The following is an 18,097-nucleotide window of genomic DNA, read 5'->3' as shown; positions in this document are numbered from 1 at the left end:
GAGGCGGAAAACCGGCGCCCGTACGCGCGGCGGCGCTCCCTCGGACGGTCCGCCGGAGGTCGGCCCGGGCGGACGCTCAGTGCGCGGCCGGGGCCGGGCCGACCAGCTTCTCCAGGACGTCCTCCATGGTGACGAAGCCCAGCAGCTCGTCGCGGTCGCCGGTGACGGCGGCCAGGTGGGTGCCGCCGGCGCGCATGGTGGTGAGGACGTCGTCCAGCGGGGTGCCCGCCCCGACGCGTACGACGGCGCGCAGCGCCTCGGACGGGAAGGGCCGGTCGCGGTGCACCACGCCGATGGCGTCCTTGACGTGCAGATATCCCAGCACCGCACCGCCGGGTCCGGTGACCGGCAGCCGGGAGAAACCGACCGTGGTGGCGGTGCGCTCCAGCTGGTCGGGGGTGACGGTGTGGCCGACGGTGTGCATCTCGGCCAGGGGCACCAGCACCTCGGACGCCGGGCGGCTGCCCAGTTCCAGGGCCTCGCGCAGCCGCTCGTGACCACCCGGCTCGATCAGTCCGGCCTCGCTGGCCTCCCGTGCCATGCGGGTGAGTTCGGCGTTGGTGAAGATCGATGCGACCTCGCCCCTGGGCTCGACCCTGAGCAGACGCAGCAGGGCGTTGGCGAAGGCGTTGATACCGAAGATCACCGGCCGCAGGCCCCGGGTGAGGGCGACCAGCGGCGGTCCGAGCAGCAGTGCGGTGGGCACGGGTGCGGCCAGGGCGATGTTCTTCGGCACCATCTCGCCGATGAGCATGTGCAGATAGGTCGCCAGAGCCAGCGCGATGACGAAGGCGATCGGGTGGACCAGGGCGCCGGGGACGCCGACGGCCTCGAACGGCGGCTCCAGCAGGTGGGCGATCGCCGGTTCGGCGACCGCGCCCAGCACCAGGGAGGACGCGGTGATGCCCAGCTGGGCGGTGGCCATCATCGCCGACAGGTGCTCCAGGCCCCACAGGGTGGTGCGGGCGCGCCTGACTCCCTTCTCGGCGTGCGGCTCGATCTGGCTGCGGCGCACCGAGATCAGGGCGAACTCGGCGCCGACGAAGAAGGCGTTCACCAGGATCATCAGGGCGCCGATGGTCAGCTGCAGGGCGGTCATAGGGCGTCCTCCCGGTGGGTGCGGCCGGCCGCCCCGGCGGAGGCGGCCTCCTCGGAGGCGGTCTCTCCGGGCGCGGTGATCCGTATGCGGTCGGCGCGGTGGTGCTCGACGTCGAGGACACGCAGCTCCCAGCCGTCGATCCCGACGGTGTCGCCGGGTACGGGGATGCGTTCCAGGCGGGCGGCGATCAGGCCGGCGGCGGTCTCGTAGGGCCCCTCGGGCGCGGCCAGTCCGATCGCGGCCAGCACGTCCAGGCGGGCGCCGCCGTCGGCCTCCCAGCGCGCCCGTCCACCGGGTGCGGGGGCGGCGGGGCGCAGGTCGGGCTCCTCCAGCGGGTCGTGCTCGTCGCGAACCTCGCCGACGACCTCCTCGACGATGTCCTCCACCGAGGCGACCCCGGCGGTGCCGCCGTACTCGTCGATGACGACCGCGATGGTGCGGCGGGCGCGCAGGCGCTCCAGCAGCCGGTCCACCGGCAGGGTCTCGGGGACCAGCAGCGGTTCGCCGAGCAGTTCGGTGACGGGGGTGGCGGAGCGCCGGCCGGCCGGGAGGGCCAGGACGTCGCGGATGTGAACGGTGCCGATCACCTCGTCCAGGGTGTCGCGGTAGACGGGGAAGACCGACAGGCCGGTGGCCAGGGTGAGGTTCTCGGCGTCGGCGGCGGTGGCGTGCGCCTCCAGGGCGCGGACGTCCACGCGCGGCGTCATCACGTTCTCCGCGCTCAGCTCGCTCAGGTGGAGGGTGCGTACGAACAGCTCGGCGGAGTCCTCCTCGATCGCGCCCTCCCTGGCGGAGCGGCGGGCCAGGGAGACCAGTTCGTCCGGGCTGCGGGCGGAGGCCAGTTCCTCGGTGGGCTCCAGGCCGAAGCGGCGCACGAAGCCGTTCGCGGTGCCGTTCAGATGGCGGATGAAGGGCCCGAAGACGGCGGTGAAGCCGCGCTGCGGGCCGGCGACGACGCGGGCGACCGCCAGCGGGCTGGAGATGGCCCAGTTCTTGGGCACCAGCTCGCCGACCACCATCAGCACGACCGTGGAGACGGCCACACCCAGCACGGTGGCCACCGTGGAGGCGGCGGAGCCCAGTCCGGCGTCGCGCAGCGGTCCGCGCAGCAGCGCGGCCAGGGACGGTTCGGCGAGCATGCCGATGACCAGCGAGGTGACGGTGATGCCGAGCTGGGCGCCGGAGAGCTGGAGGGTGAGCTGCCGGACGGCCTTGAGCGCGCCCTCGGCGCCGCGCTCCCCCTGGCGGGCGGCGCGCTCCAGCTCACCGCGCTCGACGGTGGTCAGGGAGAACTCGGCGGCCACGAAGACCCCGCAGGCCAGAACGAGGGCCAGGGCCGCCAGCAGGAGAAGGACTTCGGTCACCGTGCCACCCCCGCTCCCGGAATCGTCGCGGAGCGGCCGCGGATGGCACGGCTGGTACTGGGAGGTTCGCCCATGGCGAGTGTGCTGCTCCTTCTGTGTCGGTCCTGGTTCGGGTACCTCGGGCCGGGCCGAGGCCTCCCGAGGAAGTGTAAAGGATTGGCAAAACAGCACCACGGGGCCGGAAAGCCACCCCGGGGGCCCGCCCCCGGCACTCACCCCGCTCCACCACACCCCGGCGCCGGGACCCCTGGCACCGGAGGGCGCCCCACCCTCTCCAGGGCACCCCGGCGACAGTGCGGCACCTCCCTGATTCTACGATTCTGTAGAAACCCTGGGAACGAGGACGCGGAGGCGGGGCCCGAGCCCCTACGATTTCCGTCCACCGCGTCGGCGCGGCCCGGCCTCCTCCCGATACCCGGAGTGTTCATGCCCCTGTGGAACCGCCTCGCGGAGTCCGCCCGGACAGCGCGACTCCGGCTGGCGGCGAAGAGGAACGAGCTGACGGGCGGCGCGTTCCGCGACGCGTCCATGGCGATGTGCGCGCTGGTCGCCGCGGCGGACGGGACGATCGACCCGGCCGAACGACGCCGCGTCGCCCAGTTGATCGAGCACGACGAGGTACTGCGGAGCTTCCCCGCCGACGAACTGCGTGACCACTTCGAGGGCTGGCTGGACCGGCTCACCACCGACTTCCACCTCAACCGGGCCGAGGCACTGCGGGAGGTCGCCAAAGCCGCTCGCAGGCCCTCCGAGGCCCGCGCCGTCGTCCGTATCGGCATAGCCGTCGGCGGGGCCGACGGCTACTTCGACGCGGCCGAACTGGTGGTGGTCCGCGAGGTCTGCCACCTGCTCGACCTGCCGCTCCACGAGTTCGGGCTCTGAGCGGCCCGCCGCACCGTCCGGGCGGCCGGCGCCGGGCCCGCCCCGGTCACCGGGAGCGGAGGCGCGATCCCGTCCCCCGGTGCGGGGAGGCCGCGGCGGGACGGGGCTCCGGTGACCAGGGCGGGAGCTGGTGGGGCCACCGCACATAGGTGAACGGCGACGCGCCCGACCGGGGGACGACCACGCCGACGGGCCACACCCGCAGCATGTAACTCCCGGTGTCGTCGGCGGCGGTGAGCCGGAACGACAGCCCCTCGGCGAGCCGTTCGGCCGCGGCCTCCTGCGACTCCCCGTCCGCGCACCACCGCCGCAGCTCGGCGGGCACGTCGGCGCTCCGGCCGGGCCGGTCCGGCACGCGGCCGAGCGTGCCACGCCCCGCCCAGCGGGCCGTCGCCGGGTCGGGGTCGAGCCCGTCGGCGATCCGGCGGGCCTGTCCGCGCAGCCACCGCAGCGCGAGCCCTCCGCTGGGGCCGGTGTACCTGCCCAGCAGTACGGCGACGGGGGCGCCGTCCACCGGCCCCTCGGCGGTGACGTCGGCCCGGTAGGCGCGTACGCGCCCGTCCCACCGGCCCGGGCGGGACACGGCCCGGACCGGACCGGGCACGGCCGGGCGCGCACCGGGCCACGGCAGATGCCGTACGGGCCCGGCGGGGCGGTCGGAGCGGACGGAGGAAGTCGAGGGTTCGTTCGTCACGCCCCCACGGTGACCTCTGATAGCTCAGCGTGACAAGTGGTTACGCAGAGCGAATGTGGTTGTTGTGTGCGCCGGGAGGTGGCGCGGCGTGCGCCGCGCGCCGTCACGCCGCGACTCCGCCGCCTCTCACCCCTCAACGGCCGAACCCGGCTCCCGGCGGGCTCAGTCGCTCAGTTCCGGCTTGCCGAACAGCGCCGCGTAGCCGGAGGGCAGCTGGCTCAGCACCTGGTTGAGCTCGCCCCCGGAGATCGCCCCGGCGGTGGTGGACAGCACGGCGCTGGCGTCCCACTCCGCGGTCCTGGGCCGCGACCCGGTCCGCTCCCCCACCCGCCGGCAGAACTCCTCCACGCCGTACGTCCCGGGCCTCTCCGGGCTGCTCTCCATCAGGAAGTCGCCCAGCGGGCCGGGGAGCTGGGCTGCCAGGTCCTCGGTCTCCCCGGGGGTGATGCGGGAGGCGAGCACCTCCAGCACGGCCGTGGTCACCTCCTCGGCCTCCCGCCGGTTCTCGTACTCCCCCAGCTCGCGGACCCGGGCGAGGAACTCGTCGTACCTCATCGCCGCACCCCTCCTCGTCGGTCGGCGGACATCACCTCGGCGGCCCGTTCCGCGTTCCACGGATCGCGCCGGCGAATCGCCCGGCGCGAGACGTTCGCGCGGGGCCGGACCTCGTGGGGCCGCCCGGCGCGCCGGGTGCGCCGGTCACGGGCTCGGGCAGGCGGGCGAGGAGGGCCAGTTCGCGGGTGAGTGCGCCGGCCAGCAGCCGGGCCCCGCCGGGGAGGGTGTGGGTGACGGCGGTGAGGGTGTAGGCGCCCGCGTAGTCGGTCAGGGCCAGGCAGGCGGTCCCGGGGGCGAGTACGGGCGGCAGGGGGACGATCCGCTCCAGCGGCCGCCCGTCCAGGGACCACGGGCCGCGCGGCCAGCCGAAGGCCAGGCAGGTCACGGGGCAGAAGCCCGGCGAGCAGCTCAGCGAGGCCAGCAGGCGCACCGCCCAGGGGCCCAGCAGTCCGGCGGCGCCGACCGCGCGGCGGACGGTGTCCGCACCGCCACGGAGGGGGCCGAAGGCTGCCAGCGCGCCCCGGCAGGCCGCCAGCCGCTCCGCGGGGCCGGCGGCGGTCACGGGGAGCGGCACCCGCACCGCCGAGACGGCGGTGCCGAGCATCCGGTCCTCCTGCGGCGTGCGCAGGTCCACCGGGAAGGAGCCGTACAGCGGGCGCGGTGCGCCGGGCCAGCGGTCCGGGTCGCCGTGGACGGTGCGCAGGGCGCCCGCGGCGGCGGCCAGCAGCACCTCGTTGAGGGTGGCGCCCAGGCCGGGCAGGGCGCGGCGGGCGGCCCGCACCGCCTCCGCGTCCACCTCCGTCCAGGCCAGGTCCGGGCGCGGGCGGAGGCCGGGCGGCAGCGGCAGGGCCCGGCCGGGCCCCGCGCCGGGTGCCGCGGGCGGACGGGAGCGGTCCAAGCGGGCGGCCCCGAGCGCTCCCACCGCCCCCACGCCCGTGCCCCTGCGGACGCCACGCCCTGGGGTGCCGTCGAACAGGCGGCTGAGCAGGATCTCCAGGGACCGGCCGTCCAGCAGGGCGTGGTGGGCGGTCAGCACGACGGCGAACCGCCCCCGGCCCGCGCCCCGTACCAGCGTCAGCCGCCAGGGCGGCAGCCCGGCGGGCAGGGCGCGGGTGACGAGCCGGCCGAGCAGGGCGGTGAACGCGGCACCGTCACCGCTGTCTGCGGCATCAGCGGCGGTGTCGGTGGTGTCGGCGGCGTTGACGACAGTGACGTGGCGGCGGACCTCGAACCGGTCGAGCGGCAGCCAGCGGTGCCCGCGCAGCCGGGCCGGCGGGGCGGGGGGCAGCAGCACCAGACGCAGCCGGGGAAGGCGGCCCCAGCGCTCCAGGACGCGGGCGCGCAGCGCGTCCGCGTCCGGCGGCCCGCCGGTGAACAGCGCTGCCATTCCGACCGTTTCGGGAACTCCCCGCGCACCGCAGTGGACTTCCTCCACCGGCGACAGGGCGGTGCTCGTCTCCATACGCCTTCCCGCTCACTCATCGAGAACTCGCGCAAACCTTCGACGGTTCACCCGGAAAACACACGAGTCACCTGTCCGCGCCTTTTCTGTTCCTGTGTCAGTATTCTGGCGGAACGCCCGGCGGGAAGAGGACCGACGCACCTGCGGTCCCGGACGGCGCGGCGATCAGAACGGCGACCGGACCTGTGAACGTGCGGCCGGTGGGCGTCCCCGGGAAGCCGCCCGACGCCGCGCCGAGCCCGGCCCACGGAGCCACCGGAGGGAATTCGGAGCCGTCTCCCGTGAAATCGCGGACACCGATCGCCGGCCACTGGAGGCCGGTAGCCGGTCTCCGGTCGCAAAAGAACACGAACACCCATCGGAAAACCGACGCAACCTTCTCGACGCGAACTCCTCGGGGAACAGCATGGCGGATGTCTTCGGAAAAGAACGGTCGGCTCTCCACCGCCTGGCGGAGCAGAGCACGTCCCGGCCCTACTACCGCCCTCTCTCCTCCCGGGGCGCGGAGGTCGGGATCGACGGCCGCACGGTGGTCATGGCCGGATGCAACGACTATCTGGGGCTGTCGGCCGACCCCCGGGTGACCGAGGCCGCCGCCCGCGCGCTGCGCCGCCACGGCGTCTCCTGCTCCGGCTCCCGCGTGCTCAACGGCACGCTCGCCCTCCACGAGGAACTGGAGGGCCGGCTGGCCGCTTTCGTCGGCGGCGAGGCGGCCCTGGTGACCACCACCGGCTTCCAGGCCAACCTCGCGCTCGCCGCCCTGCTGGACGAGCGCGACGCCGTCTTCGCCGACATGTCCAACCACGCCTCGCTGGTGGACGCCGTCCGGCTCGGCGGCGCCGCCCACCACCGCTACCGCCACCGCGACCTCGCCCATCTCGGCCGCCTGCTGGCCGCCTCCGAGTCCATCTCCGAGCCCGGCCGCGGCCGTCTGATCGTCACCGACGGCATGTTCTCCATGGAGGGCGATCTGTGCCCGCTGCCGGGCCTGGTGGAGCTGGCCCGGCGCCACGGCGCCCGGCTGGTGGTGGACGGCGCCCACGACATCGGCCTGCTGGGCGCCGGTGGACGCGGCGTGACCGAGCACTTCGGGCTGACCGGCGAGGTGGACCTGGTCACCGGGACGCTGTCGAAGTGCTTCGGCTCCGTCGGCGGGATGCTGATCGGCCCCGCCTCCGTCGTCGAGCACCTGCGCCACAGCGCCCGCTCCGTCCTCTTCTCGGCCGCGATGCCGCCGCCCTCGGCGGCCGCCGCCCTGGCCTCGCTGGACATCATCGAGTCCGAGCCGGAGCGCAGACAACGGGTGTTCGGCCACGCCCGGCGGCTGCTCGCCGGGCTGCGGTCGCTGGGCTGGGACACCGGCGACTCGACCACCCCGGTGGTGCCGGTGTACGTGGGCGACTCCCGGCTGTGCCTGCGGGTGTGGCAGGAACTGCTGGACGCCGGGGTGTTCACCAACGCCGTGGTGGCGCCGGCCGTGGCCCGCAACCGGGCGCTGATCCGGGTGACTCCCCAGGCGATCCACACCGACGACCACATCACCCGCGTCCTGGACGCCTTCGCCCGGGTACGGCGCGGCCTGGGCACGCTCCTGCCGGCGCCGGGCGGGCCCGGGCGGTCCGAGGCGGTGGTGGCGTGAACATCTCTCCCGCGCGCCCCACACTCCCCGCGAGCGCCTCCCCCGTCACCTCCGCACCCCTGACCGTCCGTCCGGTGCGCGGGCGCGCGGACACCGCCGCCTTCGCCGCCCTCCCCCGCGCCCTGCACCGCGGCGACCCGTACCGGGTGCCGCCCGCCAAGGGCGACCAGAGGGCCCTTGTCGACCGACGGCGCAACCCGTTCTTCGAAGTCGGCACGGCCGAGTTGTTCCTCGCCCGCCGGGGCCGGAAGGCGGTCGGGCGGATCGCCGCCGCCGTCGACTCCCGCTACCAGGCCCTCCACGACGCGCGCGGCGGCCTGTTCGGCCTCTTCGAGTGCGCCGACGACCCCGAAGCCGCCGCCGCCCTCTTCGACGCGGCCGCCGGCTGGCTGCGCGAACGCGGCCTGGAGACGATGCTCGGCCCGCTGGGCTTCTCCGTCCACGACGAGTGCGGGGTCCTCGTCGAGGGCTTCGACGGCCCGCCCACCGTGATGATGCCGTACAACCCCGCCTACTACCCCGCCCTGTACGCCGCCTGCGGGCTGGCCAAGGCCAAGGACCTGCTGTCCTGGCGCGTCCCCGTGCCGCCGGGCGGCGAGCCGCCCGGGGCCGCCGCCCGCGCGGCCCGCTGGGCAGCGGACGCGCCGGACGTACGACTGCGGCACCTGGACCCCTGTCGCCGGGAGGCGGACCTGGCCGCCGTCCGCGACATCTACACCGACGCCTGGTCCGGCAACTACGCCTCCGTCCCCATGACCGGCCGCGAGTTCTCCCACGCGATGGACCGGCTGCGCCCGCTGGTACGGCCGGAGCTGGTGTGGTTCGCCGAGGTGGGCGGCGAACCGGTCGCCTTCACCTTCTGGCTGCCCGACGTCAACCAGGCGCTGCGCGCCGCCCGCGGCACACCCCTGGAGCGCTCTCTGGGGCGCCCTCTGGGGTGGCTGCGCACGGCCCGGGCCGCCCGGCGCATCGACCGGGCCCGGGTGATCCTCACCGGCGTACGGGCCGCCCACCGCGCCCGCGGGCTGACCGCCGCGCTGCTCGCCGAGGCCCAGCGGTCGGCCTTCCGCCTGGGCTACGCCGAGAGCGAGTTCTCCTGGCTGCTGGAGGACAACCGTGACGCCAACCGCTACGCCCAGGCCTTCGGCGGCGTCCTCCACCGCAGGCACCGCCTCTACCGGCGCGACCTCGCGGACGGCCGCGGACTGCGCCCCACCGCCGCGACCCCGCCCACGGCCGTCCCCGGAGCCCGTCGGTGAGATATCTGGTCACCGGCGCCACCGGCTTCGTCGGCACCCATCTGGTGCGCCGGCTGCTGGCCGAGGGCCACACCGTCGCCGCCCTGGTACGGGATCCCGCCCGGGCCCGGCTCCCGGCACCGGTGGAGCGGCTGGACGGCGACCTCGCGGACGGCCGCGGCCTGCGCCGGGCCGCCGCCTGGGGCGCCGACCGCGTGATCCATCTGGCCGGCGCCGTCAGGGCCGCCCGCCCGAACGGCTACGCCCCCGTCAACGCCGCCGGCACCCGCCGTCTGTGCGAGGCCCTGGCCGAGCTGCCGCGCCCGCCCCGGCTGGTCCACTGCTCCTCCCTGGCCGCCGCCGGGCCCTCCCCGTCCGGCCGACCGCGCCGCGAGGACGACCCGCCCGCGCCGGTGTCGGCGTACGGCCGCAGCAAGCTCGCCGGCGAGGAGGCGCTGCGCGCCGTGGCCGGTGCCGTGCCCGGCACCGTCGTGCGCCCGCCGATCGTCCACGGCCCCGGCGACACCGACTTCCTGCCCGCGCTGCTGGCCGCCGTGCGCTGCGGCGTGCTGCCCGTGTGCGGTTTCGGGCCGCGCCGCTACTCGCTGATCCACGTCGACGACCTGTGCCGCCTGCTGCTCGCCGCGGCCGACCGCGGCGCGACCGTCGGCCCCGGCGAGGGCTCCCGCGGGATCTACCACGCCGGTGACGGCGCCGGGCACAGCTGGCAGAGCCTCGCGGCGGCCGTGGCGGCGGTGACCGGCCACCGCCCGCCCACCGCCGTCCCGCTCCCCCTCCCGGTGGCGTACGCCGCCGCCCGGTGCGCCGAGGCGGCGGCTCGGATCAGGGGGCGGCCGTCGGTGTTCTGCCGCGACAAGGTCCGCGAACTGGCCCACCCCGCCTGGGTCTGCGGCCATGAACGGGCCACCCGCGACCTCGGTTTCACCCCCGAGGCCGTCTGGCCCGCGGGCCTCGCCGACGCCCTGCGCCCCGCACCCGCACCCGCACCCGCACCCGCACCCGAGCCCGTCCCCGAGAGGACCCAGTCTTGACGCCCCAGTCCCGCCCCGCCCAGCCCCTCACCGCCCGGCCCCGCACCGGCCGGGCCGCACGGCTGCGGGCCTCCCCGCCCCTGTTCCGCTCCCCGTTCCTGGACCGCTTCACCCGCGTCCACCCGGCCGTGCCCGTCGCCCTCTACGGCCCCCTGACCGTCCTGCTCGCCGCCCTGGCCGCGCCCCGCCTGGGCTGGGCGGCCCTGGCCGGCCACATCCTGCTCGGCTACGTGCTGTGGACGCTGACGGAGTACTGGGTGCACCGGGCCCTCTTCCATATGACCCCGCGCGGCGCGCGCGGCAGGCGGCTGCACTGGATGGTGCACGGCGTCCACCACGACCACCCCGACGACCCGCGCCGCCTGGTCATGCCGCTCCTGGCCAGCCTGCTGCTGACCGGTCTCCCCTTCGCCGCCCTCCACCTGGCTCTGGACGGCGGCGCGGCCAACGCGGTCGCCGCCGGGTTCACCGCCGGATACGTCCTCTACGACGAGCTGCACTTCCTCCTGCACCGCCCCAGCCCGCCCACCGCGCTCGGGCGCCGCCTGCGCAGACACCACCTGCGCCACCACTTCCAGGACGACAGCCGCGGTTTCGGGGTGAGCTGCCCCTACTGGGACCACGTCTTCGGCACCGCGCCAAAGCGTCCGGCGGGGCGTACCGACCCGGGGCGTCCGGCGGCGGGCGGGGCGGCGGTGCGCTGAGCGCGCCGGGCCCCACCCGGTCCGCGTTCCGGGCCCGGCGGCGGACGCGGGCCCGGAAGGCGGGCCGGAGCGGATCCCCGGGAGCCGGCCGGGCTCAGACGGCCCGGAACACCACGGACACGTTGTGACCGCCGAACCCGAAGGAGTTGCTGACGGCCACGCCGACACGCTGCTCGCGCACCGCCTTGGTCACCAGGTCGATGTCGAACTCCGGCGCGGGCGCGTCGGTGTTGGCCGTCGGCGGCACGGCGGACCGCTCGATGCTCAAGGCCGTGAGCACCGCCTCCACCGCACCCGCGGCACCCAGCGAGTGCCCCAGAACGCCCTTGGCCGAGGTCACGCTCGGACCGTGGCCGAAGACCCTGGCGATCATCCTCGCCTCCGCCGCGTCGCCCAGCGGGGTGGAGGTGGCGTGCGCGTTGACGTGGTCGACGTCTCGCGGCTCCAGGCCCGCGTCCGCCAGCGCCGCGGTCACCGCCAGCTCCGCGAACCGGCCCTCGGGGTGCGGCGCGGTGGGGTGGAGCGCGTCGGTGCTGGTACCGCAGCCGGCCAGCAGGGCGCGCGGGCGCACACCGCGCGCCCGCGCGTCCTCCAGCCGCTCCAGCACCAGGACGGCCGCGGCCTCGGCCATCACGAACCCGTCGCTGTCAGCCGCGAACGGCCGTGAGGCCGCCGCCGGGTCGCCGGTGCGCGACGACAGCGCCCCGGCCCGCTGGAACCCGGCCACCACCAGGGGCGTGACCGCGGCCTCCGTGCCGCCCGCCAGGACGACGTCGCACAGACCGGCGGCCAGCCAGTCGCGGGCCACCGCCAGCGCGCTGGCCCCCGATGCGCAGGCGGTGGAGACCGCCATGCTCGGACCGCGCGCCCCCAGCGCGAGCGCCACCTCGCCGGCCGCCATGTTCGGCAGCAGCCTCGGGATGACCACCGGCGACACCGCCTCGTGGCCCTCCCGCCGCATCCGGCCGAACTCCGTCTCCCAGGTGGCGGCGCCACCCAGGCTGCACCCGACGGCCGTGCCCATCCGGGCCCCGTCCCAGGAGGACGGATCCAGCCGCGCGTCCCGCAGCGCCTCGTCGGCCGCCGCCAGCGCGATCCTGGTGAAACGGTCCTGCCGCCACAACTGCCGCCGGCGCTTGCGGTCGGCGACTTCCACCTCGGGGACGCGGCAGCTGAAGTCCACCGGCAGACCGGCCAGTTCGCCGTCCCGGGAGGCCGTGGGGCAGGCGTCGCAGACCCGGCGCCAGGTCTCCTCCACCCCGGCCCCGGCCGGGGTGACCGCACCCAGGCCGGTCACCGCGATGTCGGGCCGGGTCACCGCGGAGCCACCGCCGTGCCCGCGCCCCACGCGGCCTCGACCGCGTCGGCGATCTCCCCCAGCGTGGTGTCCAGGGTGATCTGGTCGTCCGCGAACGGCACACCGGTGCTCTCCCGCAGGGTCAGGGCGAACTCGACCCGCCCCAGCGAGTCCAGGTCGATCTCCTCCAGCGTGGCGCCGGGCGACAGCTCGCCCTCGGTGAACTGGAACTTGCCGACCAGGATGTCCGCAACGACGCCGTATGCCTTGCCCATCGGGCCTCCTCGCGCGCTCAACTCGGACCGGCCGGAACCGGCCCCCTTCCGCGCCCCATCCTTGTGGCTCGGCACGGCCGGACCGGGAGCGGAACGGCCCGGAAAGCGCATTTCACCCGTACGAGGCAGCGGGCCGCGTCCCCGCCGCACACGGGCTCGGCCCCGGCCCCTCCGTTTCGCCGGAGGGACCGGGGCCGTGGTGTTGCTTCCGCGCCTGCTGGCGCGGTTCCGGCGAGGCCGGTTACCGCTGCCCGCCGTCGCTGTTCTGGCCGCCCTTGCGGCCGGCCTCGGCGGCCCTCTCACGGTCGTTCGCGAAGTTGCCACCGCTCTCGTGGCCACCCTGGCGGCCCGCCTCGGCCGCGCGCTGCGGGTCGTTGGCGAAGTTGCCACCGCTTTCGTGGCCACCCTGGCGACCGGCCTCCGCGGCGCGCTGCGGGTCGTTGGCGAAGTTGCCACCGCTCTCGTGACCGCCCTTGCGACCGGCCTCCGCGGCCCTCTCACGGTCGCTGGCGAAGTTACCGGGGTTGTTGGAGTTGTTGGACGCAGCCATGACTGCTCCCTTCACTCGCTGTCTTGCAGGTCCCTTCGCAACATCGGGTGCCCGACCCACCTGGTCGTAATCACCGCAAATCACAAGAAATGTGATTGACACTCGAGTCCGACTCCCCCCATGCGCCGCCAACTCCGCACGGTGCACGGAACCCGGGATTCCGCGGCGAGCGACGGCCGAAACCGGTGCGCGGCATCCACTGGAACATCGGCCCCCAAGCGCCTTGCTAGGCTCGTCCGCCCATGGACACCGACACCGGGGACGGCGCTCTGATCGCGGCCCCGCCGGGGCGGGTGACGCTGTCGGACCGCCGCACACAACGCAGTTGGCCGGTCGACCTCGCGCCCTACCGGATCGCGGCCCTCCCCGTCACCCGGGCCTGGTACGCGCAGGTCACCGGCTCACCGCCCGACACCGCGCACGGCGGCCGGCTGCCCGTCGAGGGCGTCTCCTGGCTGGACGCGGTCCGGTTCTGCAACGCCCTGTCCCTGCATGAGGGGCTGACTCCCGCCTACCGCATCCCCCCGGACGGCGGCGGTGGCGACGGGGACGGCACGGGCGTCGAGTGGGACGAGCGCGCCGACGGGTACCGGCTGCCGACCGAGGCCGAGTGGGAGTACGCCTGCCGCGCGGGCACGGCCGGCCCGCGCTACGGCCCGCTCGACGAGATCGCCTGGCATCGCGGCAACTCCGGCGAGCGCGTCCACGCCGTGGGCGGCAGACGGCCCAACGACTGGGGTCTGTACGACATGCTCGGCAACGTCTGGGAGTGGTGCTGGGACCGCTACGACCCCGAGGTCTACGGCCCCTACCGAGTGCTGCGCGGCGGCGGGTGGTTCGACGAGCCCTGGAGTTGCCGGGCCTCGGTGCGCCGCCGCAGTCATCCGACCCTGCGGATCGACGATGTGGGCTTCCGTCTCGCCCGCTCCCTCCTGCGCTGACGTCGGCCGGAACCGGGCAACGGGAGTACCGCAAACCGCTTGGCACACTTTTCTTGCGGGTGGTGCAGCGGCGGAGACCCGGCCCGCCCGTCCGGCGCGGGTGTTAGCGTCCGAGCGCATGGACGACAACGTGTACACAGGCAGCGCCGGGCCGGACGCGGCGCTGGACCGGGGCTGGCTGCTGGGCCACTTCAAGGACGCGGGCGACATCCGGCACAGCGAGGCGCTGGAGATCAAGTGGGGCGTCCACCCGCGTGGCGAGCGGCGGCGGCAGTGGGTGCGCGGCGAGGAGCGCACCACCTTCCAGATCCTGATCGAGGGGCGTTTCCGCGTCGAGTTCCCCGGCCGCAGCGTCGTCCTGGCCGAGCGGGGCGACTACGTGGTGTGGGGCCGGGGCGTGGACCACTCCTGGATCGCCGAGGAGGACTCGACGCTGCTGACGGTCCGCTGGCCCTCCGTCCCCGGCTACGCGCTGCCGCCGCGGGAGTGAGACCGGAAACACCACCCGGCCGCCGCCCGCCCCCTCCCTGCCCGGCCGACGACCGCGAGTATCAGTGGAGGACGGAGAGCCCGGCCGCGTCGAAGGAACGCAGGTCACCGAAGCGGCCGGCCAGCACCTTCGCCGCCCATTCCGGGTCGCCCAGCAGGGAGCGGCCGACCGCCACGAGGTCGAACTCGTCGCGCTCCAGCCTCTCCAGCAGGGCGTCGATGTCCGTGAGGCCGCCGTCCGCTCCCTGGAACGCGGCGAAGAACTCGTTGTCCAGGCCGACCGAACCGACGGTGATGGTGGGGCGGCCGGTCAGCTTCTTCGCCCAGCCCGCCAGGTTGAGGTCGGATCCCTCGAACTCCGGCAGCCAGTAGCGGCGCGTGGAGCAGTGGAAGAGGTCCGCCCCCGCCTCGGCCAGCGGAGTCAGGACGGCCTCCAGTTCCTCGGGCGTCTCGGCGATTCTGGCCTGGTAGTGGCTCGCCTTCCACTGGGAGGTGCGGAAGCTGATCGGGAAGTGCGGGGAGACGGCCTCGCGGCAGGCCGCCACGATCTCCGCGGCGAAGCGGACTCGGGAGTCCAGGTCGCCGCCGTAGGCGTCGGTGCGCCGGTTGGTGTGCGACCACAGGAACTGGTCGACCAGATAGCCGTGAGCGCCGTGGATCTCGACGCCGTCGAAGCCCCTGGCCTCGGCCGCGGCGGCTCCGGCGGCGAACGCGGCGATCACGTCGTCGATGTCGGAGCGTGTCATGGCACGGCCGGTCCCGTCGCCCTCCAGGGGGATGCCCGAGGGGCCCGTGCGCGGGGCATCGGGGAACGGCGGGGCCCCGGCGGCGCGCACCATGCCCACGTGCCACAGCTGCGGCATGACCGCCCCGCCCTCGCGGTGGACCGCCTCGGCCACCTTCTCCCAGCCCGCGAGCGCGTCCTCGCCGTGGAAGCGGGGCACCCGGTCGCTGGTGCCGGCCGACGGGTGGTCGACGTAGGTGCCCTCGGTGACGATCAGGCCCACCTCGGCGGCTGCCCGGCGGGCGTAGTACTCGGCCACGTCCGGGCCGGGCACGCCGCCGGGCGAGAACTGGCGGGTCATCGGCGCCATCACGATGCGGTTGCGGAGTGCGAGGCCGCCCAGGGAGAAGGGGCGGCCGAGCGTGTTCCGGGCGCGCGCGGACGGGTTGTCGGTCATGGGGTGTACGCCTTCGGTCGTCGGGAGGCCGCGTCCGGGTGGGGCGCGGCACGGTCCGTGCAACCGATGCCGCCTCCGGTCGATTCCCTTGACCGGCAAGGGTTTTCGGACATCCGCGGACAGGGCCGGCCGACGGGCGGCGAGGCCGCCCGCGGGACGGTCAGCGGGCGGTTATGACCAGCGCCGCGCTGTCGTCCTCGCTGGGGGCCGCGTCGTCCGAGAAGCGGTCGACGGAGGCGACCACCTCGTCCAGGAGTTCCCGGGCGCCCGCGCCGTCCTCGCGGCCGGCGCGGGCCAGGGCGGCGGCCAGGCCCTCCTCGCCGAGGAACCGGCCGTCGGCCGAACGGGCCTCGGTGAAACCGTCGGTGACCAGGAACAGGGTCTCCTCCGGCCGCAGGGTCAGCCGCGCCGTACGGACGGCCGGATCGGGGACGATGCCCAGCAGCATCCCGCCGGCCGTGATCTCCTCCACCCGCCTGCCGCCGCGCCGCACCAGGGGCGGGACGTGACCGGCCCGGACGAGCTCGACCTCCAGCCCGTCCTTGCCCGGTGTCATCCGGCCGTAGACGAGGGTGACGAAGGCGCTGCCGTGCCGGACGCCCTCCAGCAGCGCGGTGTTGACCTCCGCGACGGTCCTGGCCGGGTCCTCGACGAGCCGGGCGACGGCGCGGGCGGTGTGGCGGACCAGCCCGGTGACGGTGGCGGCCGACGCGCCGCGCCCGCACACGTCGCCGATCATGAAGGCCCAGCGACCGCCGCCCAGCGGGAAGACGTCGTAGAAGTCGCCGCCGACGTCCAGCCCCTCGCCGGCCGGCCGGTAGCAGGTGGCGACCTCGGCCCCGGGCACGGCGGGCGGTTCGGGCAGCAGCAGCCCTGCCTGGAGGTCGCGGGCCAGCTCGACCCGCTCGGTGTACTGGCGCGCGTTGTGGGCGATGACGGCGGTGCGGCGGGCCAGCTCCTCGGCAAGCGCCACCGTGCGCCCCTGGAGTGGGTGTTCCCCGGTGAACAGCAGTGTCAGCACGGCGAAGGGGCCCCCTCTCCAGCTCAGCGGTACGCACACGTAGCCGGTGACGCCCAGCTCCAGCCAGGGGCCCGGGGACGGCGGGACGTGGCGGACCACCTCCGTCCCCCCGGTCTCCAGCACCCGGGCCATCATCTCGCCGTCCGGGCGGAGCCCGCTCCGCGCGGACTCCTGCGGCCACCGCTCACCGCAGTCCCCGGCGGCGAACGCGGCGACCCTCCTCAGCCGTCCGCCGTCGAGCACGTCCACCGCGCTCATCGGCGCCAGCGCCGGGACGCTCAGCTCGGCCAGCCGGTGCAGGCTGTCGTCGAAGTCCAGATCGCGGCCGATACGGGTGCTGGCCTCCAGGACGAAGGCGAGGTCCTGCCGGGCGGCCCGCTCCTTGGCCTCGGCCCGCTCGCGGGCCTGCTTGGTCTGATGGCGCTCCACCGCCAGGGCTGCGGTACGGGCGAAGGCGGCGGCCAGGGCCAGGTCGGCCTCGCGGGGCATGAGCGGTTCGCGGTGGTACATCGCGAAGGTGCCCAGCAGCCGTCCGTCCGTCCCGGTGATCGGAGTGGACCAGCAGGCGGCCAGCCCCGCCCTCAGGGCGGGCTCGCGGAAGTCCGCCCAGTACGGGTGGGTGGCGATGTCGGCGACGACGACCGTCTCGCGGCGGTGGGCCGCGGTGCCGCACGAGCCGATGCCCTCGCCCACGGCGATGCCGTCGATGGCGCGGTTGTAGAAGTCCGGCAGGCTCGGCGCGGCGCCGTGGCGCAGACGGCGGCCGTCGGCGTCGGCGAGGAGCACCGAGACCAGGACTCCCGGGTTGAGCTCCTCGATGGCGGCGGTCATGGCACGCAGGACGTCCCCTACGGGCGCGTCCAGGGCGATCTGCTCCAGCAGGGCGCGCTGCTCGGCGGCGAGCTGCCGGGCGTGCCGGACGGCGGTGGTGTCCACGCCCAGGGCGGTGACGCCGACCACCCGGCCGCCCGGCTCCCGGCGCGGCTCGTAGGTGAAGTCGTAGTACGCCTCGTTCGTCGCCTCCGGCGGGCCCAGCAGGATCCTGGCGCCCTGGGCGGTGTAGGGACGGCCGGTGCGGTAGACGCCGTCGAGCAGGTCCATGATTCCCTGCTCGGCGAGTTCGGGGGCGAGCTCGGCAAGGGGGACGCCGGTGGTCTCCTTCCGGCCCAGCGCCCGGAAGAAGGCGGGGTTGGCCGTCTCCACGACGTGGCGTGGACCCGACAGTTCGGCGAAGACGGCGTCGGAGGCGCGGAACAGGCCGTGCGTCTCGTCGACTGCGAGCGTGTCGGGACGTGCCCCGTTCACCGGTGCCGCGGCGGTCGTATGCGTCGCATGTGCCTCCATCGGTGTTCCCCACTCCACTGCGAACCCCGGCCCACTCGTCGTCCCGGCCTGATCCGGCCCGGGCCGGCCATCTCGAACGGGCGGTAATTCGATACTCCGGCACGGGGCGCGGTAAGTCCAGCAAGTGCCGGACGCCCTCGGCCACCTGCGCCGCGCGCCCGCACCCGTTCGGGCGGGCCGGCGGGTTCCGGACAGCCCCGGACCGCGGCGTGCGGCGCGGCCGGACTACGCCGCCCTGCCCCTGTCGTCCCGGTCCTCGTCGAGGACCTCGGCGTCCACCACGTCGTCGTCCGCGCCGGAGGCCCTGGCA

General features: G+C 75.3%; 17 protein-coding genes. 7 read left to right on the top strand and 10 right to left on the bottom strand.

Translation table 11 applies throughout. From position 1 onward, the window contains the following. Positions 1-76 precede the first annotated feature (76 nt). Entirely contained in the window at positions 77-1,099 is a 1,023-nt protein-coding gene (locus ACW69E_RS13680; RefSeq protein WP_457498489.1) for a hemolysin family protein, read from the bottom strand. Continuing rightward, complete coding sequence (locus ACW69E_RS13675) at positions 1,096-2,463, bottom strand: hemolysin family protein (RefSeq protein WP_457498488.1); 1,368 nt, start codon at positions 2,461-2,463, stop codon at positions 1,096-1,098. Before ACW69E_RS13675 ends, ACW69E_RS13680 begins: the two co-directional genes overlap by 4 nt. A 426-nt stretch (positions 2,464-2,889) precedes the next feature. On the opposite strand from ACW69E_RS13675, the gene ACW69E_RS13670 reads away from it, so the two are divergent. After that, complete coding sequence (locus ACW69E_RS13670) at positions 2,890-3,345, top strand: tellurite resistance TerB family protein (RefSeq protein ID WP_457498487.1); 456 nt, start codon at positions 2,890-2,892, stop codon at positions 3,343-3,345. 46 nt (positions 3,346-3,391) lie between these two features. Here the strand turns inward: ACW69E_RS13670 and ACW69E_RS13665 are convergent, their stop codons facing one another. From ACW69E_RS13665 to ACW69E_RS13655, 3 genes are all read right to left on the bottom strand, one after another. Then, a complete protein-coding gene (locus ACW69E_RS13665; protein ID WP_457498486.1) occupies positions 3,392-4,039 on the bottom strand; it encodes a hypothetical protein in 648 nt (215 codons plus the stop codon). A gap of 162 nt (positions 4,040-4,201) precedes the next feature. After that, a complete protein-coding gene (locus tag ACW69E_RS13660; RefSeq protein WP_457498485.1) occupies positions 4,202-4,594 on the bottom strand; it encodes a DUF2267 domain-containing protein in 393 nt (130 codons plus the stop codon). Between the two features lie 31 nt (positions 4,595-4,625). Beyond that, on the bottom strand, positions 4,626-6,056 hold the full coding sequence (locus tag ACW69E_RS13655; protein ID WP_457498484.1) for a wax ester/triacylglycerol synthase domain-containing protein: 1,431 nt from the start codon (positions 6,054-6,056) through the stop codon (positions 4,626-4,628). Positions 6,057-6,462: 406 nt separating this feature from the next. On the opposite strand from ACW69E_RS13655, the gene ACW69E_RS13650 reads away from it, so the two are divergent. Genes ACW69E_RS13650 through ACW69E_RS13635 form a run of 4 tightly spaced genes read left to right on the top strand, consistent with a single transcriptional unit; the run spans position 6,463 to position 10,689 of the window. Continuing rightward, complete coding sequence (locus ACW69E_RS13650) at positions 6,463-7,695, top strand: aminotransferase class I/II-fold pyridoxal phosphate-dependent enzyme (protein ID WP_457498483.1); 1,233 nt, start codon at positions 6,463-6,465, stop codon at positions 7,693-7,695. Continuing rightward, positions 7,692-8,954 carry an N-acetyltransferase gene (locus tag ACW69E_RS13645; RefSeq protein WP_457498482.1) on the top strand — a complete coding sequence of 421 codons (1,263 nt, stop codon included), beginning with the start codon at positions 7,692-7,694 and terminating at the stop codon, positions 8,952-8,954. The genes ACW69E_RS13650 and ACW69E_RS13645 overlap by 4 nt, the downstream gene beginning before the upstream one ends. Then, complete coding sequence (locus ACW69E_RS13640; protein WP_457498481.1) at positions 8,951-9,985, top strand: NAD-dependent epimerase/dehydratase family protein; 1,035 nt, start codon at positions 8,951-8,953, stop codon at positions 9,983-9,985. The genes ACW69E_RS13645 and ACW69E_RS13640 overlap by 4 nt, the downstream gene beginning before the upstream one ends. Next, complete coding sequence (locus tag ACW69E_RS13635) at positions 9,982-10,689, top strand: sterol desaturase family protein (protein ID WP_457498480.1); 708 nt, start codon at positions 9,982-9,984, stop codon at positions 10,687-10,689. Before ACW69E_RS13640 ends, ACW69E_RS13635 begins: the two co-directional genes overlap by 4 nt. 94 nt (positions 10,690-10,783) lie before the next feature. Here ACW69E_RS13635 and ACW69E_RS13630 read toward each other — a convergent pair whose 3' ends face one another. From ACW69E_RS13630 to ACW69E_RS13620, 3 genes are all read right to left on the bottom strand, one after another. After that, positions 10,784-12,007: a beta-ketoacyl-[acyl-carrier-protein] synthase family protein gene (locus tag ACW69E_RS13630; protein ID WP_457498479.1), complete on the bottom strand. Its 1,224-nt coding sequence runs from the start codon at positions 12,005-12,007 to the stop codon at positions 10,784-10,786. Beyond that, positions 12,004-12,261: an acyl carrier protein gene (locus ACW69E_RS13625; RefSeq protein WP_158239010.1), complete on the bottom strand. Its 258-nt coding sequence runs from the start codon at positions 12,259-12,261 to the stop codon at positions 12,004-12,006. The genes ACW69E_RS13630 and ACW69E_RS13625 overlap by 4 nt, the downstream gene beginning before the upstream one ends. Before the next feature lie 241 nt (positions 12,262-12,502). Next, a complete protein-coding gene (locus tag ACW69E_RS13620; protein ID WP_457498478.1) occupies positions 12,503-12,811 on the bottom strand; it encodes a general stress protein in 309 nt (102 codons plus the stop codon). A gap of 242 nt (positions 12,812-13,053) precedes the next feature. Between ACW69E_RS13620 and ACW69E_RS13615 the strand changes: the two genes are divergently transcribed. Next, complete coding sequence (locus ACW69E_RS13615; protein ID WP_457498477.1) at positions 13,054-13,752, top strand: formylglycine-generating enzyme family protein; 699 nt, start codon at positions 13,054-13,056, stop codon at positions 13,750-13,752. Between the two features lie 118 nt (positions 13,753-13,870). Then, a complete protein-coding gene (locus tag ACW69E_RS13610) occupies positions 13,871-14,242 on the top strand; it encodes a signal peptidase I (protein WP_457498476.1) in 372 nt (123 codons plus the stop codon). 61 nt (positions 14,243-14,303) lie between these two features. On the opposite strand, the gene ACW69E_RS13605 is transcribed toward ACW69E_RS13610, so the two are convergent. Together ACW69E_RS13605 and ACW69E_RS13600 are read right to left on the bottom strand one after the other, a co-directional pair. Further along, the gene (locus ACW69E_RS13605; RefSeq protein ID WP_457498475.1) at positions 14,304-15,422 is read right to left on the bottom strand and encodes an NADH:flavin oxidoreductase; all 1,119 of its coding nucleotides are present in this window, start codon (positions 15,420-15,422) and stop codon (positions 14,304-14,306) included. 160 nt (positions 15,423-15,582) lie between these two features. Beyond that, positions 15,583-17,748, bottom strand: a complete 2,166-nt coding sequence (locus ACW69E_RS13600; RefSeq protein ID WP_457498474.1) for a SpoIIE family protein phosphatase — start codon at positions 17,746-17,748, stop codon at positions 15,583-15,585. Positions 17,749-18,097 lie beyond the last annotated feature (349 nt).

The sequence above is a fragment of the Streptomyces sp. SS8 genome (assembly GCF_054072955.1).
The sequence above is the reverse complement of the archived record's forward strand: the minus strand, read 5'-3'. Positions and strand labels throughout refer to the sequence as shown.